General features: G+C 64.4%; 23 protein-coding genes. 4 read left to right on the plus strand and 19 right to left on the minus strand.

Annotated elements, in window-relative coordinates; genetic code table 11:
• Positions 1-4: 4 nt before the first annotated feature.
• From soxB to GGD65_RS17460, 6 genes are all read right to left on the minus strand, one after another.
• The gene (gene soxB, locus GGD65_RS17435) at positions 5-1,696 is read right to left on the minus strand and encodes a thiosulfohydrolase SoxB (protein ID WP_183236025.1); all 1,692 of its coding nucleotides are present in this window, start codon (positions 1,694-1,696) and stop codon (positions 5-7) included.
• 27 nt (positions 1,697-1,723) lie between these two features.
• On the minus strand, positions 1,724-2,545 hold the full coding sequence (soxA, locus tag GGD65_RS17440) for a sulfur oxidation c-type cytochrome SoxA (RefSeq protein ID WP_183236026.1): 822 nt from the start codon (positions 2,543-2,545) through the stop codon (positions 1,724-1,726).
• A gap of 29 nt (positions 2,546-2,574) precedes the next feature.
• The gene (gene soxZ / locus GGD65_RS17445; RefSeq protein ID WP_183236027.1) at positions 2,575-2,901 is read right to left on the minus strand and encodes a thiosulfate oxidation carrier complex protein SoxZ; all 327 of its coding nucleotides are present in this window, start codon (positions 2,899-2,901) and stop codon (positions 2,575-2,577) included.
• Positions 2,902-2,919: 18 nt separating this feature from the next.
• Complete coding sequence (gene soxY / locus GGD65_RS17450; protein ID WP_183236028.1) at positions 2,920-3,372, minus strand: thiosulfate oxidation carrier protein SoxY; 453 nt, start codon at positions 3,370-3,372, stop codon at positions 2,920-2,922.
• 18 nt (positions 3,373-3,390) lie between these two features.
• Positions 3,391-3,846, minus strand: a complete 456-nt coding sequence (gene soxX / locus GGD65_RS17455; protein WP_092261868.1) for a sulfur oxidation c-type cytochrome SoxX — start codon at positions 3,844-3,846, stop codon at positions 3,391-3,393.
• Between the two features lie 127 nt (positions 3,847-3,973).
• Positions 3,974-4,591: a thioredoxin family protein gene (locus GGD65_RS17460; protein WP_246783320.1), complete on the minus strand. Its 618-nt coding sequence runs from the start codon at positions 4,589-4,591 to the stop codon at positions 3,974-3,976.
• 47 nt (positions 4,592-4,638) lie between these two features.
• Here GGD65_RS17460 and GGD65_RS17465 point away from each other — a divergent pair, with 47 nt between their 5' ends.
• On the plus strand, positions 4,639-5,358 hold the full coding sequence (locus tag GGD65_RS17465; protein ID WP_183236029.1) for a hypothetical protein: 720 nt from the start codon (positions 4,639-4,641) through the stop codon (positions 5,356-5,358).
• A 2-nt stretch (positions 5,359-5,360) separates the two neighbouring features.
• Here GGD65_RS17465 and GGD65_RS17470 read toward each other — a convergent pair whose 3' ends face one another.
• Positions 5,361-6,092: a cytochrome c biogenesis CcdA family protein gene (locus GGD65_RS17470; RefSeq protein ID WP_183236030.1), complete on the minus strand. Its 732-nt coding sequence runs from the start codon at positions 6,090-6,092 to the stop codon at positions 5,361-5,363.
• Positions 6,093-6,199: 107 nt separating this feature from the next.
• On the opposite strand from GGD65_RS17470, the gene GGD65_RS17475 reads away from it, so the two are divergent.
• From GGD65_RS17475 to GGD65_RS17485, 3 genes are all read left to right on the plus strand, one after another.
• Positions 6,200-6,571, plus strand: a complete 372-nt coding sequence (locus GGD65_RS17475; RefSeq protein WP_183236031.1) for a thioredoxin — start codon at positions 6,200-6,202, stop codon at positions 6,569-6,571.
• Positions 6,572-6,606: 35 nt separating this feature from the next.
• Positions 6,607-6,957, plus strand: a complete 351-nt coding sequence (locus GGD65_RS17480) for a metalloregulator ArsR/SmtB family transcription factor (protein WP_018316042.1) — start codon at positions 6,607-6,609, stop codon at positions 6,955-6,957.
• A 74-nt stretch (positions 6,958-7,031) separates the two neighbouring features.
• On the plus strand, positions 7,032-8,111 hold the full coding sequence (locus GGD65_RS17485) for a YeeE/YedE family protein (protein WP_183236032.1): 1,080 nt from the start codon (positions 7,032-7,034) through the stop codon (positions 8,109-8,111).
• 766 nt (positions 8,112-8,877) lie between these two features.
• On the opposite strand, the gene GGD65_RS17490 is transcribed toward GGD65_RS17485, so the two are convergent.
• The 12 genes from GGD65_RS17490 to GGD65_RS17545 form a co-directional block, all read right to left on the minus strand.
• Positions 8,878-10,197 (minus strand): DUF3422 domain-containing protein, encoded by a 1,320-nt coding sequence (locus GGD65_RS17490; protein ID WP_183236033.1) that lies wholly within the window; start codon positions 10,195-10,197, stop codon positions 8,878-8,880.
• A 146-nt stretch (positions 10,198-10,343) separates the two neighbouring features.
• Positions 10,344-12,656 (minus strand): TonB-dependent receptor, encoded by a 2,313-nt coding sequence (locus GGD65_RS17495; RefSeq protein WP_183236034.1) that lies wholly within the window; start codon positions 12,654-12,656, stop codon positions 10,344-10,346.
• Positions 12,637-13,716 (minus strand): HoxN/HupN/NixA family nickel/cobalt transporter, encoded by a 1,080-nt coding sequence (locus tag GGD65_RS17500; RefSeq protein ID WP_183236035.1) that lies wholly within the window; start codon positions 13,714-13,716, stop codon positions 12,637-12,639. The genes GGD65_RS17495 and GGD65_RS17500 overlap by 20 nt, the downstream gene beginning before the upstream one ends.
• Positions 13,717-13,921: 205 nt before the next feature.
• Entirely contained in the window at positions 13,922-15,868 is a 1,947-nt protein-coding gene (locus tag GGD65_RS17505) for a TonB-dependent siderophore receptor (RefSeq protein WP_246783321.1), read from the minus strand.
• A gap of 281 nt (positions 15,869-16,149) precedes the next feature.
• Positions 16,150-16,293, minus strand: a complete 144-nt coding sequence (locus GGD65_RS17510; protein WP_183236143.1) for a hypothetical protein — start codon at positions 16,291-16,293, stop codon at positions 16,150-16,152.
• A 514-nt stretch (positions 16,294-16,807) separates the two neighbouring features.
• Positions 16,808-18,307, minus strand: coding sequence for a tripartite tricarboxylate transporter permease (locus GGD65_RS17515; RefSeq protein WP_183236037.1), 1,500 nt, complete (start codon positions 18,305-18,307; stop codon positions 16,808-16,810).
• A 12-nt stretch (positions 18,308-18,319) separates the two neighbouring features.
• The gene (locus GGD65_RS17520) at positions 18,320-18,787 is read right to left on the minus strand and encodes a tripartite tricarboxylate transporter TctB family protein (protein ID WP_183236038.1); all 468 of its coding nucleotides are present in this window, start codon (positions 18,785-18,787) and stop codon (positions 18,320-18,322) included.
• Positions 18,784-19,590 (minus strand): carboxymuconolactone decarboxylase family protein, encoded by an 807-nt coding sequence (locus GGD65_RS17525; RefSeq protein ID WP_183236039.1) that lies wholly within the window; start codon positions 19,588-19,590, stop codon positions 18,784-18,786. Before GGD65_RS17525 ends, GGD65_RS17520 begins: the two co-directional genes overlap by 4 nt.
• 13 nt (positions 19,591-19,603) lie before the next feature.
• Complete coding sequence (locus tag GGD65_RS17530; protein ID WP_026201585.1) at positions 19,604-20,377, minus strand: SDR family NAD(P)-dependent oxidoreductase; 774 nt, start codon at positions 20,375-20,377, stop codon at positions 19,604-19,606.
• Positions 20,378-20,388: 11 nt separating this feature from the next.
• Positions 20,389-21,417, minus strand: a complete 1,029-nt coding sequence (locus tag GGD65_RS17535; RefSeq protein ID WP_183236040.1) for an acyl-CoA dehydrogenase family protein — start codon at positions 21,415-21,417, stop codon at positions 20,389-20,391.
• The gene (locus GGD65_RS17540; protein WP_183236041.1) at positions 21,417-22,628 is read right to left on the minus strand and encodes an acyl-CoA dehydrogenase; all 1,212 of its coding nucleotides are present in this window, start codon (positions 22,626-22,628) and stop codon (positions 21,417-21,419) included. Before GGD65_RS17540 ends, GGD65_RS17535 begins: the two co-directional genes overlap by 1 nt.
• Before the next feature lie 57 nt (positions 22,629-22,685).
• Positions 22,686-23,903 (minus strand): ABC transporter substrate-binding protein, encoded by a 1,218-nt coding sequence (locus GGD65_RS17545; RefSeq protein ID WP_312017715.1) that lies wholly within the window; start codon positions 23,901-23,903, stop codon positions 22,686-22,688.
• Between the last annotated feature and the right edge of the window lie 59 nt (positions 23,904-23,962).

Raw genomic sequence — 23,962 nt, forward strand, 5'->3', positions numbered from 1 at the left:
CTTCTTACGCTCCGGTAACTTTGACGGCCCGGTTGGGCTCGAGCCGAACGGTTTTCTGTCGCGTCAGGTAATTCGCGACGACGTCCCAGATCGGCGGCCCTTCGGTTCCTTCGTTGACGCTGGCCCAGCCGGCGACCTGATATTCCCTGGCCGGATCGATCGGCGCGCCGGTCTTGACCATCTGCATGTCCGAGATGCGCTGGCCCTGCGGCTTGGCGACGTCGATCGCGTAGGACAATCCGCCGATCCGCACCATGTCGCCGCCCTGCTGATAATAGGGGTCGACGTTGAAGAGATTGTCGGCGACGTCCTCAATGATCTCCTTCAGCCGCGCGCCGGTCATGCCCATGCGGTAGACCGCGGGATAGGTGATCGCGGTGGCGTTGGTAACGTCCTCAAAGGTGATGTCCTGCCCCGGCAGCACGCTGGTGCCCCAGCGGAAACCGGGCGAGAGTGCGATCTCGGCATCGCGCTCCTGCAGCAGCGCCTGGCAGATCAGATCGTCGAACGTGCCGTTGAAATTGCCGCGCCGGTAGAGCAGCGAGTCGGTCTTGCCGAGCACCTTGGCCAGATCGGACGCGAAAGGCTTGCGGACCTCGGCGATCTTCGCGGCCATCTCGGCGTCCGCCGTGATCACATCGGAGAACAGCGGAATGAGCTTGTACCTGAAAGCCTTGATCTCACCGTCGCGGACATCGAGATCGAGCCGCGAGACGAACTTGCCGGAGGAGCCCGAGGCGATCAGCAGGGTCTTGCCGACTTTGACGGCCTCGGGCAAAGCGTCATGGGTATGCCCGGTCAGGATGACGTCGATGCCCTTGACGCGGCTCGCGAGCTTGCGGTCGACGTCAAAGCCGTTATGCGAGAGCAGCACGACGAGCTGCGCGCCGCCCTTGCGCGCCTTGTCGACTTGCGCCTGGACGTCCTCCTCGCGCACGCCGAACGACCAGTTCGGAATCATCCAGCGCGGATTGGCGACCGGTGTATAGGGGAAGGCCTGGCCGAGCACCGCGATCTTGACGCCGCCACGCTCGATCATCGTCGAGGGGTCGAACGCCGCCTCGTTCCATTCGGTGTCGCGGATATTGAGGCCGAGGAACGGGTAGCCGAGGCCTTCGATGGCCTGCTTGACCCGCTCGCTGCCGTAGGTGAACTCCCAATGCCCGGTCATGGCGTCGGGCTTGAGCAGTGCCATGCAGTCGATCATGTCCTGGCCGCGCGTCTTCAGTGACGACCATGAGCCCTGCCAGGTGTCGCCGCCGTCGAGCAATGCGACCTTGTCGCCGCGCTCGGCACGGATCGCCTTGATCACGGTCGCGGCGCGGTCGAGGCCGCCGATCCGGCCATAGCTCTTGGCGAGCGCCTCGAAATCCTCCGAGCTCAGGGCATAAGCCGCCGACGAGCCGGGCGCGATGCCGAAGCGGGCGAGAAACTCCTTGCCGGTGACGTGCGGCGGAAGGCCCTTGGCCTCGCCCACGCCGAGATTGGTCGAGGGCTCGCGGAAATAGAGCGGCATCAGCTGGCCGTGGATATCGGTCACATGCACCAGCGTGACGTTGCCGAGCGGCTCGAAGGCCAACAATTCCTTTTCGGTCAAGCGCTGCTGGGCGAACGCACGGGTCAGGCTGGAGCCCACACCGGTCGAAAGTCCCGCCGTTGCCGCGGCAACCTGAATGAACTCGCGGCGAGAGATCATGCGCAACACTCCTGCAAGCTCAACGTTTCAGTTGCGCACCGATGGCGTCTCGACCGGAAGGCCGATGCCGCGCCAGGCCACATAGAGCTCGAGCGCGAGGAACTCGTCCGATAGCGGCTTGAACGGCTCGGCGCGCACGTCGAACATGCAGCCTTCGAATCGCTCATGCAGTGGCACCAGGCGCTGGTCGCGCAGCCGATAGGTCGGAAAACCGTTGGTCTGGCCCTGGCTCAGGAAGTCCGCGCGCATGAACTTGCCGTTGTTGCGCTCGTGGCAGGACTCGCAGGCGAGATCGAGTTGGCCGTAGCGCGTGTAATAGATCTGCTTGCCGCGCTCGAACCAGGGCGACATCGGCCCGTCGGTCTTCACCGAGACTTTCATGCCGTGCGATTGGTAGCGCACGAACGCTGTCATGTCGGTCAGCTCACGGGATTTGAATTTCCAGGACTCGGCCTTCATGTGCTCGCTGCGGCAGATGTTGATGCGCTGTTCGAGATTGACCGGCTTCTTCAGCTTGTCGTCCCATTTCGGCATGGCGGCGCCGACGCCCTTCATGCTGGTCTCGGCCTCGCCGTGACAGCTCATGCAGGACTTGCCCTCGCTGCCCTCGACCTTCTTCCAGACGTCAGCCGCGCGCTCCACGGCGAGGAAGCCCGGATTTTCGAGATCGTCGTCCTGCAGCGCGCGGGTCTCCTTGCTGCGAAATTCGTAGCCGGAGATGATGGTCTTGAAGACGTGGCCGGGCGGAGCCGCGATGCCCTTGCGCTCAGCGTCCTCGGCGACCGCGAGCGTCGCAACCGACGCGGCGGCCGCGACCAGAGCGGCCAACCCAACATATCGTCGCGCCATTGCGTGCCTCCCTCAATGCGCGATGCGCATTATGCCTTGAGCGCAATCTTCTCTTCAGCCGTGATCACCGTGCCATCGTCGTCCGTCCAGGAGAACTTGAACGTGCCGGCTTCGTCGACCCGCGCGTCGAACTGGACGTAGGGATTGGCCGAGATCGCAGGCTCGAGCGCGCAGGAGAACACCGGCTTTCCGTTGAACTCGCAGGCGAACTTGTTGATGATCTTGCGCGGAATGGCCTTGCCCTGCGCGTCCTTGCGCTGGCCGGATTCCATGACATGCGAGACCAGGGTCTTGATCTGGATCACCTCGCTTTTGGCCGCTTCCTTGGGAAGCTTGATGCGCGGTTTGTCTGCCATTGTTCCTCTCCTGACGCCCTAGCCGCCGCAGCCGCCGATGGTGACCTTGACGGTCTTCTGCTCCATGAACAGCGAACCGTCACTCATCTTCGCGACCGCAATCACGTTCTGCGTGGTCGCAAGCCGGATCCGGATCGAAGCTTCCGCCTTGCCCGACAGCGGCGTAAACGACAGCGTCGCCACGCCCGCATTGGGGTTGCCGTCGGCGATGATCAGAACGTCTTTCACATAGGCGTCTGCCGTCATCGGGCTCTCGATGTTGATCGAGAGCGGCACGGTGTTGCCGTTCTCCGCGATCTCCGGCAGGTCGAGCGCGATCTTGCCCTTGGCAGGCTGCTTGCCGCCGGTGAACGTCTCGATCCACTTCGCCGCATCGCCCGTCACTTCGGCATCGGCTGCGATGGGCATCAGCGTCAGCACGACGAAGCCGCCCCCGAGCGCAAATGCCTGCCGTCGATTGATGGCTCTCATTCCTGATCCTCCTCGCCGTCAGTTCAGCGTCTTGAGAAAAGCGATGACGTCCTCGACCTGCGCGGCCGTCAAAATGGACTTGCCGACGAACTCCGGGCGCACCCGGCTGAGGCCATCATTCCTGAAGAACGCCGGCATGACGGTGTCGGTGAAGATGCGCTTGGGGTCGGCGATGATGAGGCGCAATTGCTCCTCGGTGTAGCGGCCGGCCACGCCGTCCAGCGACGGACCGAACTCGCCGTGGAAATCCTCGGACTTCAGGCTGGTGACCTGGTGGCAGGCCAGGCAATTGCCGAGCGTGCGCGTCAGAAACACCTTCTTGCCGGCGGCGGCATTACCGGGCGCGCCGGTCAGGGATTTCGGCAAGGAGTCGTTGACGATATCGAGCCTGATCGGCTCCTTGTTCGGATCTTGCGCCAGAGCGCTTCCGGCCGACAGACAAAGTGCAAACGCAGCTGCAAGCGAGCGCCGCATGTTCCCTACCCTCGGATCGCGGGGTGACGCCCGCTTGGTCACGATGGACTCACAGTCCATCAAATTCAGTTATTATGATATGTTCATATAAACGCTGGCGTCAAGCGGAATTCGACGGCGTTCCGCATCAGCCGTTCGCGGCCAGAAAATCCCGGAACGAGCCGCGCTCGTAAGCGCGCTCCCGCACGAAGCGAAACATCGCCAGGAAGTGCGGCGGCTTGAGATAGCCGGGTGCCCGCGCCACCTCGCGCGCCATTGCATCCTTTGTTTCGAGGCCATCGGCGGATGGTGGAAAGAACTGAAAGGTCGGCGTGAACCGGATCCCGTATTTCTGGGCGAGCTCTTTCTCTGTTAATTCCTGGCGGTCGAAGTCCGTCACCTTGCGCGAGCCGATCAGGTTGAGCTGCAACACCTCGAAATTGTCGCGGATATAGCTGGCGATGCCGGCATCGGCGAAGTTCACAAGATGCGTCTCGCGGCAATAGGGGCAGCCGCGCAGCTCCCACACGATGGCAAGCCGCTTGCCGCCGGCCGCAGCGCCCTCCAGATCCTCGCGCAGATCGAGGAAGCTCTGCAGAAACCAGGGCTCGTGATAGAGCCCGTCTTCTCCGACGGCGGGCTCGGCCGCCGCCACGCCGCGGCCGGCCAACGCCGCGCCTGCAGCGAATGCCAGGACGCCGCGTCGCGTCGGCGTGCGAAGCGACGTCGGGGTTTCGTTCCTCGGAAAGTCTTGCGCGTTGCTCATTTTCATTATGATATTCGAATACACGAATGTGACAAGGAGATCCGATCTTGCGCTGCACCATCGTGCTGCTGGCATGGCTGGCCTCGAACGCGCTCGCGCTCGGCGCGGAAGCCGATAGACCTGCGGATTTCGCATCGGCGATGGCGCCTATCATGGCCAATCTGCGCACCGCCGCGAGCTATGCGCGCACTGGAAATTTCGCACTGGCGCAGATCGAGACGGACGAAGCGGTCGCCGGGTGGAAGCGGCTTGTGCCGAGCGCATCCGGTCCTCCACCCGCTTATGCGCCGGCCGAATTGACGCGATTTCTCGACGGAGGTCGCGAGAGACTCACGGCGATCACGGGCGCGCTGGACCGCGGAGACAATGTCGCCGCCGGCCGCGAGTTGCTTGCAGTTCGGCAGGCTTTTCACGCGCTCAGGCGTCACGCGGGCCTGTACGACCTCGGCGATTGCATCTTCGAGATTGCGCCCGCCATGGAAGCGTTGCGTATCGCCGCCACCAGGTACGGCGAACAGCCGGCATCGGCGAATGCCGAGGACACCGTCGCCGCCGCGAGCGCGTTCCGCGATCGGCTTCAACGCCGTAACGAATGGGCAAACAGCGAGATCGCCGCCCAAGGTGAATTCCGCCGCCTGATCGACGGCGCAATCGCCAGCAGCGGCGAGATCGCTCATGCCGCGATGGCGGGCGACGGCCCCCTCGTGCATCGTTATCTCATCGAGCTGCAATCCTTTGCCCAGTTGCTCGACTTCCGTTACGGCTAGCCTCAGCCGATGCTGGTCAATGCAGGAAAATGCTCGAGCAGCCATTCGGAGACCACGGGCATCAATCCGGTCAGGAACATCAGACCCGTCGCGACCAGGAATACGCCCATCGTCTTCTCGATCAGGCCGAGATGCCGGCGCACACGGCCGAGCGCGGCAATGAAGCGACTGGTGAAGGCCGCCGCGACCAGGAAGGGAATGCCGGTCCCGACCGAATAGGCGAGGAGCAGCAGTGCGCCCCGTCCGGTCGTGTCCTCCGATCCCGCCATCAGCAGGACGGCGGCGAGGATGGGGCCGGCACAGGGCGTCCAGCCAAACGCAAAGGCCAGGCCCATGACGAAAGCCCCCGCCACGCCGGCCGGGCGGTTGTCGACTTGCACGGTCGCGCTGCGATAGAGCAGCGGAATCCGAAGGAGCCCCAGGAAATGCAGGCCCATGACGATAATCAGCCCGCCGGCGACGATGCCGAGCGTCGACAGGTGCGCGGAAATGAAACGTCCCGCGATCGAGGCGGTCGAGCCGAGCGCGACGAACACCAGCGAAAAGCCCGCCACGAAGGCCAGCGCGGAGATCAGGATCCGCGGCCGCAGATCCGGCCTGTCGCCGGACAGATCCGTGACCGAGACGCCGGCCATGTAGCACAGGAAGGGCGGCACCAGGGGCAGGATGCAGGGCGACAGGAACGACAACAGGCCCGCGACGAAGGCCGCACCCAGCGTAACGTCCAAGGTCATTTCCGCCCCATCCCTAGCACATATACGAATTTAATGATATAAAGCGCCGATCGACGTTTGGAAAGCAAGTCCTTCACGAGGAAGTCTGCAAAGGCCGGTTACGCAGCATGCACAGAATCATCGTTTTGCTCGCGCTCGCCGTCGGGCTCACGCTGCCCGCCACGGCATCGCGCGCCGCCGAGCTCGTCATGTTCGAGCGCGCCGGCTGCGCCTGGTGCGCGCGCTTCAACGCCGAGATCGCCCCGATCTACGGCAAGACCGACGAAAGCCGGGCTGCACCACTGCGCCGGGTCGACCTGAACAGCCCCCTTCCCGCCGATCTCGCCGGAATCGATCCGGGTCCCTTCACGCCGACCTTCGTCGTGGTACAAGAGGGCCGTGAGATCGGGCGCATTCGCGGCTATCCCGGCGATGCCTTCTTCTTCGGCCTGTTGGACCGAATCCTGTCAAACACGGGATCGGAACCCGGGAGGTCGTGACCATCTTGCGGATTTTCTGAGAGGAACTTGACGCGATGCCGTTGCCAAAGCTGAAGGATATCGAGGGCTCCGCCGAACTCGAGCAGATGATCGAGAAGGCGCGCGAGGCCAGCGACATGCTCAAGGCGCTGTCGCACGAGTCCCGATTGCTGCTGCTCTGCATCCTCGCCGAGGGCGAGAAGTCCGTGACCGAGCTTGAGCAGTTCCTTGGCGAGCGCCAATCGACCGTCTCCCAGCAGCTCGCGCGGTTGCGGCTCGATCGGCTGGTGACGACCCGCCGCGACGGCAAGACGATCTACTACAGTCTCGCCAGCGAGGACGTCCGCAAGATTCTCACCGCCGTTTACGACGTGTTCTGCGAGCCGGTGCGCCGGCGCCGCCGGTAGTTCTCCACGCTGGATTTTCGCGCCCCACCGGCGCAGACTACCCGCAAGGCAGAACCAAAAACGAAGCGGGAGGAATGCTGAGCCCTTCGACCATAGCGTTCGCATGCGGGCTTGCCGCCGGCGCCGTGCTCGGCGTTGCCGGCCGCGCGGGTCGTTTCTGTACGCTGGCGATGCTCGAGGACGCATTCTTCGGATCGGATTTTCGTCGGCTGAAATCCTTCGCGCTGGCCGCGGCAGTCGCCCTGCTCGCGACCCAGGTGCTCGCCGCGTTCGGCATTGTCGATCTGTCGCGGTCAATCTACCTCACGGCGTCGATCGGTCTTGGCGGTGCGATCATCGGCGGGCTGATGTTCGGCGTCGGTATGGCGCTAGTCGGCACCTGCGGCTTCGGCACGCTGGTGCGCGTTGGCGGCGGCGATCTGCGCGCCATCGTGGTCTTTCTCGTGCTCGGCCTGTCGGCGCTCGCGACCATGCGCGGCATCACCGGCATGCTGCGCCTGATGCTGATCGAGCCGTTGTCGTTGCGGCTACCCGAGGGAAGCACCCAGACCTTGACGTCGCTGCTCGGCGCAGGCAGCGCGATGCGCGCGATCCTCGTCGTGGCGATGTCCGCCGCGCTCGCCTTCTGGGCCCTTGCAGATGGCAGGCTGATCCGGTCGCCGCGGCTGCTGGCCTCCGGCATTGCCGTCGGCGCCGCGATTGCGTTCGGCTGGTTTGCCACCGGATGGCTTGCCGACGACGAGTTCGACCCCGTGCGGGTCTCCTCGCTCAGCTTCGTGGCGCCGCTTGGTGACGCCATTCTCTACGTCGCCACCTTCTCCGGCGCGCGGCTCAATTTCGGCATCGGCTCGGTTGCCGGCGTCGTCGCAGGCTCGTTTGCCGCTGCGATGCTCGCGCGCGGCTTCCGCTGGGAAGCGTGCGACGACGCACGCGAGCTGAAGCGTCACATGATCGGCGCGCTGCTGATGGGCATCGGCGGCATCATGTCGATGGGCTGCACCATCGGTCAGGGCCTCAGCGCGCTGTCGACGCTCGCGGTTTCGGCACCCGTCACGATGTTGGCCATCGCCTGCGGCGCGCGCCTCGGGCTCGAGTTCACGATGACCGGCGAGTGGCTGCCGGCCGTTCGCAGACTGTTCGGGGTCTCGACCTGACGAATTCGCCTCAAGCCGGGCGACGACGGTGAGTTGGTGACGGACATGCCTTCGCAGCCTCGCGGCGCAATTCGCCCGAGCTTTGCTTCGTCTCGCTACCCTCTAAGGCCAAGAGGGCGCAGGGAAGGCCGGGTGCCGGCTCGCACCCGCGGTCCGCTGCGCGAAAAGCACACGCAGAAAGAACCGCACAGCAGCATACAGGTGGTGCCGATCACTCGGCCTTCCCTGCGCGATGGTTGGACGGCTTATGCCGTGATCTCCCGGGAGCCGACCATTCCTTCTGGCCTCCCTCGCCCCGCGAATTTGGATGATGCAGTCTGCCCGGTTGGGCTCGCTCGCATCTCCGCGAAAGGCTTGACCGTAGCAACGACGGCCAGGACCACACGGTTTTGCCGTACGCGCGTTCGCTGGTCACCACATTATCTCCCGGCCTTGTCGACGTTGCCGGAAGAATGTGGCGAGACGAACTGAACAGCGCCGCTCATCCGCACGAAGCCTCGGGCTCACAGGGACTACCCGCCCTGCCCGCGCCTCTCGTGCCGACGCTGCCGCGTCCACCGCAGACCCGGCTCGCGACAGTGACGACACATAGTCGCCCCTCTTGGGTGAGCCGGGATGGGCAACACATACGCCGAAACCGAATTTCGGTAAAGTGGAATATTTTTAGCGAAGCGGATTGACAGAGGGCGACACAGGCTCGGCCCCGGAGCCCGAGCGTAGCGACATCCCGGATCGGCGCGGGAGCGCAAGGGCCTCGTTTGCGCCTTCAGTCGTGAGCGCCGGACATTTCGTCGTGCTTCAAGTGCCGCCTGCGGATATTGCGGGTGACGATCCAGACCACCGCCACGGCAACCGGCACGAAGATCGCGGTTGCCAGCGAAGGCTCGACATGCAGGCCGCCGTCATGGGCGCCCTTGGCGAGGTAGCCGAACAGGCTGACGACGTAGTAGCCGATGGCCGCCACCGACAAGCCTTCGACCGTGCTCTGTAGCCTCAATTGCAACCGGGTACGCTCATCCATCGAGCGCAGCAGATCGCGGTTCTGCTCCTCGAGCTCGACATCGACGCGTGTGCGCAACAGATCAGCCGCGCGCGCGAGCTTGATCGACAGATCGGCCTGCCGGTCCTCCATCGTCGCGCAGGTGCGCATCGCAGGTGCCATGCGGCGGGCGAGGAAGGAGGACCAGGTCGGATAGCCCGCGATCTCGCCGCCTTCGATCACGGCGAGGCGCGCCTGCACGATGTCGTTGTAGGCGCGGCTCGCGCCGAACCGAAACGAGCTGCCGGCAGCTCCCCTTTCGAGCGAAGCCGCCAATGCGGTCAGTTCCGTCAGGAGATGGTTGTTGAGCTTGAGATCCTCGGCGCCCTGCATCTCCTCAAGCACTTCGACGAGCCGCCTACCGATATGATCGACAGCGGGCGCAAGCTCGAGCGCGGCGGGCAGACCGAGCAGCGCCAGCGTGCGATAGGTCTCGATCTCCAGCACACGCTGCACAAGGGCGCCGAGCCGGCCGGGCGAGAGGCCGTCGTTGCAAACGAGAATGCGGACGAAGCCCTGATCGTCCGTGCGAAAGTCGGATGCGACGACGGCAGGTCCGCTGCGGACCGCGGCGATGGCGAGACTGCCTCTCTCGAACAACTGCTGCGCACGCTCCAGCGCCGCCGAAGTCTGCTCGACCTCGAGCTTGACGGCGACCAGCAATTGGCCGGATTGGCGCAGAGACCGGATCAACGCGGCCGGCTCTTCACCGATCTCGCCGAACCGGCGCGCGGGCGTCTCCGGGCTGCTCAGGATCCAGGTGAAGGTGCTGAACTCCGAGTGCTGCTCCCGGCGGAGCTGGGTGGTGTCGATCGTCACCTGATGATGCTTGGTTCCGGCGTCCGGCGGCGCCTGGCCGTGCGACATGCAGAATGCCACGAAGCTCTGCCGGTCCGCCTCAGCGACCTCGCCCTGGCCGAGAAAGGCAAAGCGCAGCACCGTGACCGGCGCTGTCAGCCGGGTGAATGGGCGGGCATGCACCTCGGCCAGCACCGCACCACGCTGCGGGTGCAGTTCGAAGTCGGCGAGATCGAGGTCACGGTTCATCGACGGTCCCCCTGCTGGGCTTTCAGGCCGCGATGTGTCGCCAACCTCGCCGTTCACTACCACAACAAACCTCGCCTGCAACGCATCGCGCGTTGCGGGACCATTTTTTCGCGCGGAGACTCTCGCGGCCCATGGCCTGCCGCGACCTAGAACGTCCCGGCGATGGTAAGACGGAACGTCAACGGCTCCACGGGGTGTAGCACGTAGTCCATCACGCCGTTCTGACAGACTGAAGTTGGCGCAGTGCCCGATATGCAGAGGTTGTAGAGCGTATCGGTCTTGAGCAGCGAGCCATAGGCATAGCTGATCTGGTTCGCCCTCGTGTTGAGGAGGTTCAACACGTCGAGCTGAAGGCGCCAGCCATTGTCGATGCGATAGCCAAGGCGGCCGTTGAAAATGCTGGTCGCAGAGGAGCGGAATGCGTTGTCCTCTGTCAGAGGGCTCGACGCCAGATAGCGCCAGCGCAAAGTTCCGAACCAGCCTGTTCTCTCGCCCAGCGTGACGCCTGCCAATGCCACCATCGCCGGCGCATTCGGAATGTAGTTGCCGGGCGCGTGACCGATCTGCGCCTCGGGATAGCCGGAGAGCGAGGCATAGACGTCCGCCTGCTCGCTATCATAGCCGCGGAAGCGTGCATGGGTCATTGCGAGATCGGCGTCGATGTCGATCCAGGACGTCGGCCGGTAGTGGTTGGTCCATTCGAAGCCGTAGCGGCGGCTGGCGCGGGTCGCTGACGTATCCCCGGCATCGCCGGAGAACAGGATCTCGGAATCCTGATCGAGGATAAAGACGCTGAGCGAGGTGTCGAGGCCGGGTACGATCCTGCTGCGCACGCCGACCTCTGCACCCCTGGTGCGCACCAGGAGCGGCGATGGCGTCAGCCTCGTCGCGGGATCGCTGGGATCCTCCGCCGTGGTCGCGCCGCGGGCGTCGTTGGAGTGCATGCCGTAGCCGGCGCCGAAGAAGAATTCGGTCTGGTTGAACGGGCCGAGCACCATCCTGAATTTCGGGCTGCCGAGTACGGCGTCGGTGCGGCCGGAGTTGTTGGCATTGAACCGCGAGGTGACGTCGGCGGCATAATAGTCGCCGCGCCAGCCCAGCGTCGTCCTGAGCCAGTCGGTCCAGCGCACCGTATTTTCGGCATAGATGCCGACGCTCCCCTCGCCGACCTTGTCGCTGCGAATGTTGGCAAGGAAGCCGCGCTGGAAAGTGTTGGTGAGCGCGAGATCGATCGCATCATAGCGCGACTGCAGGCCAAAGCTGGTCTGCATCGGCAAGCCTGCCAGCGAGCCGTTCAGCGTGCGCGAAATGTTGGCGCCCGCCATCAGGCGATCGTCGTGCTGGTGGAACTGGTCGCCGAGCACGGGATCGCTGAGGAAGTAGGTGAAATTGTTGAAGAGGTCGAGCTGGCTCTTCACGACATAGGCGTTGGATTTCCAGGAGCCGAGATCGTCGCTCTGCGCGATGCGGCCCGAGAGCGCGAAGCGGTTGGTGTTGCCGCCGTCGCTTGGATCTTCCGAGCCGAAGCGATCGAGAAAGCCGGATGCGATCGCGCGCTGCGGGACCTGGTCCGTCGAATTCCATTTGTTGGCGTAGGCCATGCCGGTGACGGAGACGCCGTCGGTCGCGGTGCCCTGGCTATAGCGCACGAGGCCGTTGAGCTTTCGCACATTGTCCGGGTTGTCCCACGGGCCGTTGTAGGTCCCGATCTCGCCGGCCACGAGCAAGGAGCCGTCACCGACCTTCGCGGAGTCCATGCCGAGCAGGCGGCGATAGCCGAAGCTGCCGGTGGTCAGCTGCGCTATTCCCCTGGTGCGGTCGATCAGACCGATATGGACGCTGCCGGCCGAAGCGAAATCGCCTTCGTCGGCGAAGTACGGCCCCTTGCGCGCGTCCACTGCGGCGATGGTTTCCGGGATCAGCCAGTTGAGATCGGCATAGCCCTGGCCGTGCGCGTGGGTGCGCATGTTCACGGGGACGCCGTCGACGGTGATGGCAAGGTCTGTGCCGTGGTCGAGATTATAGCCGCGCAGGAAATACTGGTTGGCTTTGCCCTCGCCGGAATGCTGCGTCACGATGAGACCCGGCACGGCTTCGAGCGCTTCGCCCGGCCGCGTGAAAGGGCGTGCATTGATCTCCTCGCCCGAGACGGAGATCTCGCTGGCCATGCCAAGCTGACCCTTTGCACCCGAGGCGACGCTGCGCACATCCGACGCTTGCGCCGCTGCCGGATACGCGGGGATGCGGTGGTCGGCCGGGGACGGCTTGCCGGCCCGGCGCGATGCGACCGGCTTCTTGCGCCCCGCCGTCTCGCCGCCGCCGACCTGGATTGCCGGCAGCTCGCGTGAGGTGTTTTCGCCCTGGGCGAAAGCGCGGCCGTCATCCGCGAGCAGAACAAGGGCCGAGAGTGCCGTCAGCGCGCCGCCGCCACGAAAGGGCTCATGCCGCTTCGGTCGCATCGGCGCATGCCAGAGCTTTCGTCGCGGCCCGGTGCCGGCCGTCCGCAAAGATGCGGCGATAGAGCACGACCGAGACGAGCCAGGCGATTGCAAACAGCGCGATCACGGCAAAGCCGACATTGGCGAGCGACTCGTTGAGGCCCTCGACCAGCGTCCACATCCCTCCGGACAAGTCGAGCCGGTCGGCGATCAGCCCGAGCGCCTCGATACCACCGATGAACAGCGCGACCGCCACGGAGGCGCCGGTGATCGTGAGGTTGTACCAGAGCTTTCGCAAGGGATCGACGAAGGCCCATCGATAGGCGCTCACCATCAGCGCGGAATCGGCGGTGTCGACCAGCGCCATGCCCGACGCGAACAGTGCAGGGAAAACCAGCACGTCGGCGACCGACGCGCCGCGCGCGGCTTCGGTTGCTGAGATGCTGAGCAGGCCGATCTCGGTCGCCGTGTCGAAGCCCAGCCCGAACAGGAAGCCGAGTGGATACATGTGCCAGGGTTTCGTGACCAGGCGGAACAGCGGTCCGAGCAGTCGCGCGAGGAAGCCGCGGTTGGCGAGCAGCGTCTCAAGACCTTCGGCGTCGTGAACCCCCTGCTCCCGCACCGCGCGAAACGTCCGCCACAGGCCGGCGAAGATGACGAGATTGATGGCCGCGATCACGAGCAGGAACAGCGCCGACACCGACGTGCCGATGAGGCCCCCGATCTCCTTGAGCAGACTATCGCCGCCCAGGCTCACCACGCCGAGCGCGAGCAATATGGTCGCGACCACGACGACGGTGGAATGGCCGAGCGCAAAATAGAGGCCGACGCTACGCGGCGCGCCACCCGTCTGCATCAGCTTGCGCACGACGTTGTCGATGGCGGCGATGTGGTCGGCATCGACGGCGTGGCGCAGACCGAACACCCACGCTAGCAGCGCAGTCGCAAGCACCGTCGGCCGGTCGCCGAACAGCGCGAAGGCCCAGGCCCATGCGGCGATGTTGGCGGCGATCAGCCCCCCGAACAGCACCACCGTTCCGGGCTCGACCGCCCGCAGAGTCCGCCTCACCGCCTGCTCCATCCACCTGATCCCGCAGTATGACGTTTATCAAGAACCCTCATACTGGCAAGAGCAAGAGCCGCGCCACTTTTCGGCCTGGCGGCCGAAAGGGCCCACCGAGACGGAAGTCACCTCGTTGATTCAATGGAGACTTTTTTAGTCCGGCGCATCACGGCGCCGGAGCGGAATGCTGGGCTGCGTTTCACGCAAGCGAAATGCGCAACGATCACATGTCCACGGTCATCGACAGGAGATATGTGCGCGGTGCTCCCAGGAAGAACGTTCCGAACGAAGCCACGCTGGACCAGTAACTCTCACCGGTCACGTTCTGGATGTTTGCGCGGAAAACCGTCTTCTTGCCGTTGATCGCGGTGGTGTAGCGAGCGCCGAGGTCGAGCCGCGTCCACTCGGGAATCGGCTGCTTGTTCGCTGTGTCGACGAACTGCCTGCCCGTGTAGATCACGGCTCCATTCACGGTGAGCTCTCTCATCCACGGGAGGTCCCACTCCGCGCCGATATTGGCCTGTATGTTCGGAACGCCGATCGGCGTGTTGCCCACATTGGCCGCGACGGCGGTCTTGGTCAGGGTGCCGTCCAGCAGCGAAACGCCTCCGAGGATACGAACATCCGGCGTGAGCTCGCCGGAGACGTTGAATTCGAGCCCGCGGACTCGTTGCTCGCCTGTCGCCGCGAAGCGCCCGGCGGACAGCTCGCCGCTCGCCTTCGATATCTCGAACGCGCTGAAGGTGGTTGCAATCCGGCCAAAATCCACCTTGATGCCGGCCTCGTACTGCTTGGCGACGTAAGGCTGCAGCACTTCGCCGAAATTGGACGCGTTCTGAGGAGCCACGTCGCCCCGGGCGAGACCTTCGACGTAGTTCGCGTACAGGGAAATATTGTCCACGGGCCGGACGACGAGGCCGACCACAGGGGTGACCGCGCTCTTGTCATAGGACGACGTCAGTGTCCCGACGTTGGAGAGGTAGTTGTGCGCCTCGATGCCCTGGCGCCGGACGCCCAAAGTCAACAGGACGCGCTCATCGAGCACGGACAAGGTGTCGGCAATCGAGAGCCCGGTAAGCTCGCTGTCCGAGAGCCGGGGACGGTCGCTGATCTCGTTCGCGAACTGCGTCGGCGCGACGGTCGGACTGTAGATGTTCGAGGTGACCAGACTGCCATTGGTGAGCCGCCGGTGCAGCGCGTCGTGATAGACCGAGGCCTGGAAGGCGACGGCATGGTGGACGAAGCCGGTATCGAAGCGGGCGCGAACACCGCCATCATATGTAGTTCGATCGATGCTGAGGCCGAAGTACTGGGGCGTTGAGGTCGTATTGCCGCTCGTGCTGACGATGGTCGGAAGACCGAAGAACCGCTCGACGTTGGTCTTGGAGCCGCCGACATCCGCGAACAGCGTGACCTGCTCGGTGAGATCGTACTCGGTCCGCAGCAAGGCGGACTGGTCGTTGATGCGCGACCATTCCCAGGGCTGGGTCACGTTCAGCTTGCCGTCCGGCGCCTTCGGCACCTGCAGGCCGGGAGCCATCAGAAAGGGACGTGACGGCGCGTCGAACCGATCGGTCTGGGCGATGAGATAGAGCCAGGACCTGAACCGTTCGCCTTGATAGTCGAGCGCCAGCGATCCGACACCTGTCGTCTCGGATTGGCGATTGATGGGCGTGTCGCCGCCGCGGACGCTTCCGCTGGCGCGTACGCCCCATTCCTTGCCATCGCCGTAGCGCCTCGCAACATCCCAGTGACCGCCGAAACGAGCGGTCGAGCCGTAGCTCGCGGTCAAGCGGGTCAAATCCTCTTCCGCGCGCTTGGGCACGACATTGATGACGCCGCCAACGCCGCCATTGGGCGCCATGCCCGAGAGCGCGGCCGAGGGACCCTTGAGCACTTCGATGCGCTCGACGTAGTCCGTGAAGATCCGATATGTCGGCGCGATTCCGTAAAGGCCCTCGAAGGCGAACTCACCGTTATTGCCTTCGTTGATCGGAAAGCCGCGTATGTTGAAGGAATCGACGATACCGCCGGCCGGATGGGAACTTCGCACGGAGGGATCGAGGATCAGGGCATCCGCACCCGTTGCCGCTTGCTGATCCCGAATGAGCTTGTCCGTGTAGCTCGTCACGCTGAACGGCGACTTCATGGTGTTGGTATTTCCGAGCATCCCCAGTCGCGCGCCTTGAGCGACCTGCCCGCCGGCAAATGGCGGGACGACAGCCGGTTGCGATTGCACTGCGACCGTCGGGGCTTGCGGGGCGCGCCGTGAGGTCGATCGGACCCGCGCATCGTTTCGCCTGGTTGGCGCACGGCGAACCGACTGTTGCGTCGGGGCTTCGACAGTCACGGGCGGAAGGGAATTACCGCCCTGGGACGTTTGGGATTGAGCAGGCGATTCGAACCACGTCAGCCATGCCACACCACCCAGCAGCGCCGCACCAAAGCGAGCTACCGTCTTATCCCCACCCGCACGTCGCATTCCAGAAAGTCCTTCATCAATAGCGCGCAGCCCGCCGTGAAGCGGCTTCCGCGTTTGACCAGCAACGACCATGGATCGAAGAGCAGCTCTTCGTATCCGAGCTCGGCCGGCATGCATGGCCCGTCAATCAGTTGCTCTGCAGACGCGCACGCGCGTTTGCTGCCTTCGTCTTGGCGGCAACATCCGAACGTCAGCGATCTGCATCGCCTCTTTAAAAAGACGCCATCGTGACGGCAACGCAAATGCGTGCGCGCGACTTAGAATGCCTCGATCATCGCCAACCGGGAGGAGAATGTCTGGAACGATTCAAATGCGCTTTCGATGATTGCAGATCGGTGCGGTCAAAATGCCGCAGGAAGATTCGCCGGGAGTGCGGTCGTCAGGAATGCTTCGGCGCCATCACTTCGTTGCTGTGGCCTTTATTGCGACGACATCTGCCGCTGCGTGAGGTGCGCTCGATCTCAGCGAGATCATGATCCGGCTGATGATGGCCGCAATGCCGATAGGTCCGGGGGTCGCGACAGGACGGACGGGGCTGCTCAGATCGGCGGAAATTGCCGAGCGTTACGACATTCTGGTTGCGAGACGGGCGATGTTGAGCTGGTGGATCCGGCTGATGCCCTCATCTCATTCCTGCAGCGCCTCCTCGCGCCGCGCCCGGATCGTGGGCAGCATGATCAGGAGAATCGCGATGGCGGCCGCGGCCAGGAGGCTCGCCGAGAGCGGCGATGTGAGCAGCACGGTGACGTCGCCGCGCGACAGCACCATGGCACGGCGAAAATTCTCCTCGATGGCAGGGCCCAGAACCAGCCCCAGCAGCAGCGGCGCCGCCGGCAATTGCAGCTTGATCAGGACGTAGCCGAACACGCAGAACATCGCGGCCTCGTAGACCTCGAATGTTCCGCTGTTGATGGAATAGACGCCGATCGAACAGAACACCATGATCGCCGGAAACAGATATCGGTAAGGAATGGTGAGCAGCTTCACCCACAGCCCGACGAGCGGAAGATTGAGGATCAGCAGCATCAGATTGCCGACCCACATCGAGACGATGAGGCCCCAGAACAGGGTCGGGTTCTTCGTCATCACCTCCGGGCCCGGGTGGATGTTGTGGATGTTCATGGCGCCGACCATCAGGGCCATCACGACGTTGGAGGGAACGCCGAGCGTCAGCAGCGGAATGAACGAGGTCTGCGCGCTTGCGTTATTCGCCGATTCAGGCCCTGCAACGCCTTCGATGGCCCCTTTGCCGAACTGCTCGGGATGGCGCGACAGCTTCTTCTCGAGCGTATAGGACGCAAAGGACGAGAGCACCGCACCGCCGCCAGGCAGGACGCCCAGCAACGTGCCCAGCGCCGTACCGCGCAGCATCGCCGGCACCATGCGGCGGAAGTCGTCGCGGGTCGGAAACAGATTGGTGATCTTCTGGGTGACCAGCGACAGCTTGTCGTCCTGCTCGAGATTTTTGACGATCTCGGCAAAGCCGAAGATGCCCATCGCCAACGGCACGAAATCTAGACCGTCGAACAGCTGGGGAATGCCGAAGGCAAAGCGCTGGCTGCCGCTGTTCAGATCGGTGCCGACGAGGCTGAGGAGCATGCCGAGCACGACCATGCCGATGCCCTCGATGAACGGGCCGCTCGACAGCACCGAGGCGAGGATCAGCCCCAGGATCATGAGCGCGAAGAATTCCTTTGGGCCAAACAGCAGCGCCGTCGCGGTCAGCGGGCCTGCAAGGGCGGCCAGCGCGAGCGTGGCCACGCATCCGGCAAAAAACGAGCCGATGGCAGCGGTGGCGAGCGCGACGCCGGCGCGGCCCTGCTTCGCCATCTGGTAGCCATCGATCGTGGTCACGACAGAGGAGGACTCGCCGGGCAAATTGACGACGATGGCAGTGGTCGAGCCGCCGTACTGCGCGCCGTAATAGATTCCGGCGAGCATGATCAGCGCGGCGTCCGGCGGCAGTGCATAGGTGATCGGCAGCAACATCGCGATGGTTGCGAGCGGGCCGAGGCCGGGAAGCACGCCGATCAAGGTCCCGAGCAGACATCCGAAGAAGGCGTAGAGCAGGTTGGCGGGCTGGGCGGCGGTCGCAAAGCCGATCGCCAGATTGTGGACGAGATCCATCGATCGGCCCGTTCAGGTGAGAAGGGACGGCCAGACGGGCAGCTGCAACCCGAGACCGTAGATGAAGACGGCAAGACACAGCGCAATGAGCACCGCCGCATTCGCCAGCGCGCCTGTCCAGGTGAACTCGGAGCTGGCCCGGCTCGACACCATGATCAGCACGAACAAGGCGCCGACCAGACCGAGCGGAAACAGCAAGGCTGCGAACAGGACCACGGACCCGGTCACCCAGGCGAGCCCCTTGAAATCCCATTTGCGCAGCAGCTGCCGTTCCGCGGCGGGCTTCATGGCACTGAGAATCACGACGAGGCCGATGGCAGCGAGCACGATCGCGAGCAGGCGCGGGAAATAGCCCGGCCCCATTCGCGCGACCGTGCCCGCGGGGTAGCCGAGCGCCGCCACGAAGAAGAAGATTGCAAAGGCGAGGAACAGGACACCGGACGCGAAGGCCCTGTGATTGCGGATCGCCAATCCCTTCATGCTCGCTCTCCCTCGCCCGGCCCTTCCCCGCTTGCGCCGGCCATCGACGAACGCTCATCGAGGGCTTCCATCAGAACCGGCACTCCGATGGCGCAGGCATGAACGCCCAGATGCGCGGTCATCTGGAGAACCTGAAGCATCTCCCGCTGGCCGATGCCGAGCCGCAGGGCCCGTCGAATCTGCACACGCAGCCCTTGCGGGTTGAGCGCTGTGAAGCAGGCGTTCAATGGGATCGAGATCAGACATTGCGACCGTTGGTCGAGGCCCTCCCCGGCCGCTCCGCCCGCGAGGAGATCGAACAAGAGGGCGAAATAGCCGGGATCGTGTCGCAGCCACTGCTCGCAGAAGTCAGGCCAATCGCCGAACCGCGCGACATAGGCATCCCGCAGCACCCTCTGCTCGTCCGAGAGCTCGCCTTGATCGACCTCCAGGCCCGCGCTTGCCAGTTCTTCCGCGAGAATGCCGACGCCGACGTTGCAGCCGTCGAGCCCCTGGGCCGTTGCGAGACGGAATACATCGACGATCTCCCGCGCCGACGCCCCCTCCTGAAGCGCGAGGCCGAGGTGCAGTGCGAGCCCTGAGCGGAACAGATGCGTCGCTGAGCCATCGAGCGCGACGTAGATCAGCTCCCGCATCTTCGGCGACAGCGGCCCCTTCTCCGCGGCGTAGCCCGCATACTTGCCGTAGGTCTGAAGAAATTCGGGATCGAGGCGCAGCAGGCCTTCCGTCCAGGGCCGCCAATAGCCGCGCGCCTTGATATAGGCCTCTTTCAGGACCTGCTGTTCCGGCGTCAGACTGGACATGGCGATCGCACCGTCAGGCAATGTTGGTCAGGGTGATCCCGCCATCGACGGTGAGCACCTGTGCCGAGATGAATCCGCTGTCGTCGCCGGCGAGGAAACAGATCGCCTTGGCGATGTCGTCGACCGTGCCGAGCCGCCCCAGCGGCGTTCGTGCGATCCGGCGCGCGTCGAGCTCGGCGTTGCGGTTGCGCATGGTTCCCTCGGTCGGAATCGCCGAGGGCGCCACCGCGTTGACGCGGATGTTGCGCTCTCCGAGCTCCGCCGCGGCTGCGCGTGTGATGCCCATGACGCCGGCCTTGATGCCGCTGTAGACGATGCTGTTCTTGGCCGACAGCAGACCGGCCACCGAAGCGACGTTGACGATCGCGCCGCCACGTTCGGCATCCATGACTTCCGCGGCCGCCTGGATACCCCACATCACCGACTTGAAGCCGATATTGAGCATGCGCTCGACGGTCTCCGGCGCGATGTCGGCGACCGACTGGTAGCGAACCCAGGCTGCGTTGTTGACGAGGATGTCGAACCGTCCCTGCCGCTCCGCCACTCCAAGCACCGCCTGCCGCATGCCGTCGCGACTGGACACGTCCTGCGTAACGGCCAACGCCTCGCCGCCGGAGGCCTTGATCGCATCGACCGTGCCGTTCACGAATTCCGGCTTCAGATCATTGACGCCGACAATCGCGCCGCGTGAGGCCAATTTGAGCGCAGTCGCACGGCCGATGCCGTTTCCGGCACCGGTGACGAGTGCAACGCGGCCCGCGAGCGTCTGATCCCGGGTCTCGGTCATGGTCATCTCCTTCATGCTCCTGCCTCAGTGAACGGAGCAACTTCCGATACGTAACGGCGGCCAAATGCGCTGATCAGGCCGCTGGCATCGCCCTGCGCTTGCAGCGTGCGGATCCGGCGCAAATGACGATGCACCGGAATGTCCCAGGTGAAGCCCATACCGCCATGGATCTGCAGCGCGCCTTCGCTGATCGAGCTGCCATAGGTTGCCGCGGCCAGGAACGCCGCATCGCGCTGAACGGAACCACTCCCCTCGGACAGGCTTCGCGTGATCGCATGACGAATGCTCTCCAGCCCCAGCTTCTGTCGCGCCAGCGCATGACGAATGGCTTGATTGTAGGACAGAGCGTGACCGAACTGCCGGCGCGTCGACGCATGCTCCTGCGCCAGCGACAGGCAGGCCTCGGCAGATCCCAGGATGGCCGCGGCACGCAGTACGTTGGCGTCTGAGCTGAGCATATCCCACGTGTTCGCCGGCAGGATCGAATCGATGGGGATGCGGACCCTCTGGAGACGCACCGCGTGTTCCGGCACAGTCAGGTCGAGGCCTGCCGCGTCTTCCACCACAACGCCTTCGGCATCGATCGGAATCAATGCCGCAGCACCTTCGCTGATCCGGACCAACAGATAGTCGATCTTGTCCGCGCAGGGGGCTCGCGCAACCCAGCCGCTCAACACGACAGCTTCACCTTCCCGCTCGGCGACAGCCTCGCCCTGCCACGCGATGGACACCAACGTCTCGCCCGAGACGATCGCGGTGGCGAGATGCGGCAGCGACTGCTGGAGCAGGCGGCCGGCAAAGAGCGTCTCGAGCAGCGGAAAGCCGAGCAGTCCGGAATGGGCGGCCGCGATCACCGGCACCGCGAAGCCGAGCGGCAGGGCAAGTCCTCCGACCTCCTCGTCCGCGATGATGCCGAGCAGTCCGTCACCGGCGAGATTGCGCGCCTGCGCCCGCATCTCCTGCCCCGCACAGGCGATGACCGCACGCGTCGCGGTTGCGGCGAATTCGGCGGGCTGCAGTCCTTCACCAGCCACGATCATCACTTGCCTCGCGAGAGCTGGAGGATCCGATCGGCGACGATGCCGAGCTGTATCTCGGTCGTGCCGGCGTAGATCGTTTCGGCGCGGGCCTGCAGATAGATCGCCTCGAACCGCCGCCGCGCCACCTTGATCGCCGCGAGCTGCGGCAACATGGCCTGCTGGAGCAGCTCCAGGGCGAGCGCGGCAAAGCGCTGATGCGATTCGCTCCAATAGAGCTTCGCAAGGCTGCCCCGCGCGCCGATCTTGTCACCGTTGACGAGCGCCTCGACGGCGGTCTCGACATGCGCTTTCAGCACCTCGATCTCGACCGCGACCTCGCCGAGCCTGACGGCGTAGTGATGATCGTCGACCAACTGCGACAGCGCGGCGTCCGCCTTGCAGACCGAAATCAGGTGGCGCAGCTCGTTCTCGAAGCGCCAGGCGCGATACATGCGGTTGGTGGCGCGCTCGATCTCCAGCACGCGGATCGCCGCGGCCCAGCCCTCGTCGGGCGCGCCGATCGCATCGGTCTGGGCCACCTCGACCTCGTCGAAGAAGACCTCGCAGAAGCTCTCGCGGCCATCGATCGACTTGATGGTCTGCACCCGCACGCCCTTCGCATCGAGCGGCACCGCGAACATCGCAAGGCCGCGATGGCGGTCCTCCAGCGGCCCGGTGCGGGCGAGCACGAGACAGCGTTGGGCCCGGTATGCGCCGCTGGTCCAGATTTTCTGGCCGGTGATGCGCCAGCCGTCACCGTCCCGGGTGGCGCGGGTGCGGAGCCCCGCCAGGTCGGAGCCGGCTTCGGGCTCGGAAAAACCCTGACACCAGATGTTGCGCATGTCGAGGATCGCAGGCAGGAAACGCTGCTTCTGCTCGTCGGTCCCAACCGCGAGAATGATGGGACCAGCAAGCTCCTTGCCGATTGAGTTGACGCTTTCGGGCATCGCGAGCGCACCGATCTCCTGATTGGCGATCAGGTGCTCTCGCAAGGAGCGGCCGTGCCCACCATAGGCCTGCGGCCAGGTGATGCCCGTCAGCCCGGCGCGGTACATCGCCGCCTCCCAGGCAATGGACTGCTGAAGTGTGGGCGATGCGAATGCAGCGCTGTCGCTGCGGAAACTGGCGGGCAGATTGCCATGCAGCCAGCGACGCATCGCGCCGCGATAGGCTTCACCCGTCAGGTTCTCCACCGCGACGGCTTGCATCGATACCGCTTCAACCACGCTCATCGCACGCTTCCTGCTTTCGTCATATCTGCCGACATGTCCTGCCCGGCCGCCAGTCCTTCACTGCGACTTGAGAAGATCGCAGGCGCTCTCCGATGCCGGCCGCCACGCATCCTCGGGCGCGATCGTGCCCGTGATGTCGTAATAGTCGTAGGTGTATTTGGATTCCGCCGGAGCCTTGATGCGCGCGACATAGAGCGGTCGCATGACCTGGCCGTCAGCCCTGATGCTGACATTCTTCATTTCGAAATCGTTGATCGGCGTGTTCTTCATTTGCCGCATCACGGCGTCGCCGTCGTCGGAACTGGCGGCAGCGACCGCCTTCAGATAATGCGTGATGGCGCTGTAGGTGGCGGCCTTGCCCTCGTTGAGAAGCTGACCATTCGTCGCCTCGGCATAGCGCTTGGCAAAGGCCCGGCTTTCCGGCGTCATGTCCCAGTAGAACGGCGTCGTCAGCCGCACGTTCTGAAGATCCTTGAGACCAATTCCATGCGTCTGGCTGATCATGAGGCCGAGGGGAACAAGCAGCTGCGATTTGGTCAGCCCGAACTCCTGCGCCTGCTTGATCGCATTGGCGAAATCCGCGCCCGAATTGGCGAGCGCAATCGCCTTGGCGCCGCTGGCCTGTGCCGTCAGCAGGAACGAGGAGAGATCCGACGAGTTGAGCGGATGCAGCACCGAGCCCACCACCTTGCCGCCGCCCGCTTCGATGAACTTGGTCGCATCCGCCTGCCAGGCCTTGCCGAAGGCATAATCCACCGTCAGGAAAAACCAGCTATCGATCCCCTGCGCGAGCAGGGCTTTCACGGTGGCCTTCGGCTGGGCATAGGTATCAACCACCCATTGCGTGGTCATCGGCGAGCATTTGTCGTTGGTGAAGAACGAGCCCGCGGTGCCGGCCAGAAGATAAGGCTTCTTGCGGTTCTTCATGATATCCTGCACAGCCAGCGCGATCGACGACGCCGAGCAGCCGACAATGGCGTCGACACCTTCGTTGTCGACCCAGCGCAGCGCGATGGCGACGCCGATATCGGGCTTGTTCTGGTCGTCAGCGATCACGAGCTCGATCTTCTTGCCATTGAGCGTTCCGCCAAAGTCGCCAACCGCGAGCTTCGCCGCGGCGACCGAGCCGAGGCCGCAATTGTCGGCATAGGGGCCGTTCTGGTCGTTCTTGATGCCGATCTTGACGACGTCGCCGGAGATGCCCTGTGCGGACAGCGGCGCATTCGTGAGCAGCAAGGCAATCATGCCGAGCGCAGTGATCGTCGATCTCTTCACCGTTTCCTCCTGCTTTGACGCGCTTCCTCTGGACCGGTTTCTGCCGGTTCTCTTCGTTT

This window comes from Bradyrhizobium sp. CIR18 (assembly GCF_014198295.1).
Lineage (GTDB): Bacteria > Pseudomonadota > Alphaproteobacteria > Rhizobiales > Xanthobacteraceae > Bradyrhizobium.

What these genes read in the sequence shown, in the direction of transcription:
- soxB (WP_183236025.1), bottom strand. Translation starts at nt 1,696, where the DNA reads ATGATCTCTCGCCGCGAGTTCATTCAGGTTGCCGCGGCAACGGCGGGA.
- soxA (WP_183236026.1), bottom strand. Translation starts at nt 2,545, where the DNA reads ATGGCGCGACGATATGTTGGGTTGGCCGCTCTGGTCGCGGCCGCCGCG.
- soxZ (WP_183236027.1), bottom strand. Translation starts at nt 2,901, where the DNA reads ATGGCAGACAAACCGCGCATCAAGCTTCCCAAGGAAGCGGCCAAAAGC.
- soxY (WP_183236028.1), bottom strand. Translation starts at nt 3,372, where the DNA reads ATGAGAGCCATCAATCGACGGCAGGCATTTGCGCTCGGGGGCGGCTTC.
- soxX (WP_092261868.1), bottom strand. Translation starts at nt 3,846, where the DNA reads ATGCGGCGCTCGCTTGCAGCTGCGTTTGCACTTTGTCTGTCGGCCGGA.
- GGD65_RS17460 (WP_246783320.1), bottom strand. Translation starts at nt 4,591, where the DNA reads ATGAGCAACGCGCAAGACTTTCCGAGGAACGAAACCCCGACGTCGCTT.
- GGD65_RS17470 (WP_183236030.1), bottom strand. Translation starts at nt 6,092, where the DNA reads ATGACCTTGGACGTTACGCTGGGTGCGGCCTTCGTCGCGGGCCTGTTG.
- GGD65_RS17475 (WP_183236031.1), top strand. Translation starts at nt 6,200, where the DNA reads ATGCACAGAATCATCGTTTTGCTCGCGCTCGCCGTCGGGCTCACGCTG.
- GGD65_RS17480 (WP_018316042.1), top strand. Translation starts at nt 6,607, where the DNA reads ATGCCGTTGCCAAAGCTGAAGGATATCGAGGGCTCCGCCGAACTCGAG.
- GGD65_RS17485 (WP_183236032.1), top strand. Translation starts at nt 7,032, where the DNA reads ATGCTGAGCCCTTCGACCATAGCGTTCGCATGCGGGCTTGCCGCCGGC.
- GGD65_RS17490 (WP_183236033.1), bottom strand. Translation starts at nt 10,197, where the DNA reads ATGAACCGTGACCTCGATCTCGCCGACTTCGAACTGCACCCGCAGCGT.
- GGD65_RS17495 (WP_183236034.1), bottom strand. Translation starts at nt 12,656, where the DNA reads ATGCGACCGAAGCGGCATGAGCCCTTTCGTGGCGGCGGCGCGCTGACG.
- GGD65_RS17500 (WP_183236035.1), bottom strand. Translation starts at nt 13,716, where the DNA reads ATGGAGCAGGCGGTGAGGCGGACTCTGCGGGCGGTCGAGCCCGGAACG.
- GGD65_RS17505 (WP_246783321.1), bottom strand. Translation starts at nt 15,868, where the DNA reads ATGCTCGGAAATACCAACACCATGAAGTCGCCGTTCAGCGTGACGAGC.
- GGD65_RS17510 (WP_183236143.1), bottom strand. Translation starts at nt 16,293, where the DNA reads ATGCCGGCCGAGCTCGGATACGAAGAGCTGCTCTTCGATCCATGGTCG.
- GGD65_RS17515 (WP_183236037.1), bottom strand. Translation starts at nt 18,307, where the DNA reads ATGGATCTCGTCCACAATCTGGCGATCGGCTTTGCGACCGCCGCCCAG.
- GGD65_RS17520 (WP_183236038.1), bottom strand. Translation starts at nt 18,787, where the DNA reads ATGAAGGGATTGGCGATCCGCAATCACAGGGCCTTCGCGTCCGGTGTC.
- GGD65_RS17525 (WP_183236039.1), bottom strand. Translation starts at nt 19,590, where the DNA reads ATGTCCAGTCTGACGCCGGAACAGCAGGTCCTGAAAGAGGCCTATATC.
- GGD65_RS17530 (WP_026201585.1), bottom strand. Translation starts at nt 20,377, where the DNA reads ATGACCGAGACCCGGGATCAGACGCTCGCGGGCCGCGTTGCACTCGTC.
- GGD65_RS17535 (WP_183236040.1), bottom strand. Translation starts at nt 21,417, where the DNA reads ATGATCGTGGCTGGTGAAGGACTGCAGCCCGCCGAATTCGCCGCAACC.
- GGD65_RS17540 (WP_183236041.1), bottom strand. Translation starts at nt 22,628, where the DNA reads ATGAGCGTGGTTGAAGCGGTATCGATGCAAGCCGTCGCGGTGGAGAAC.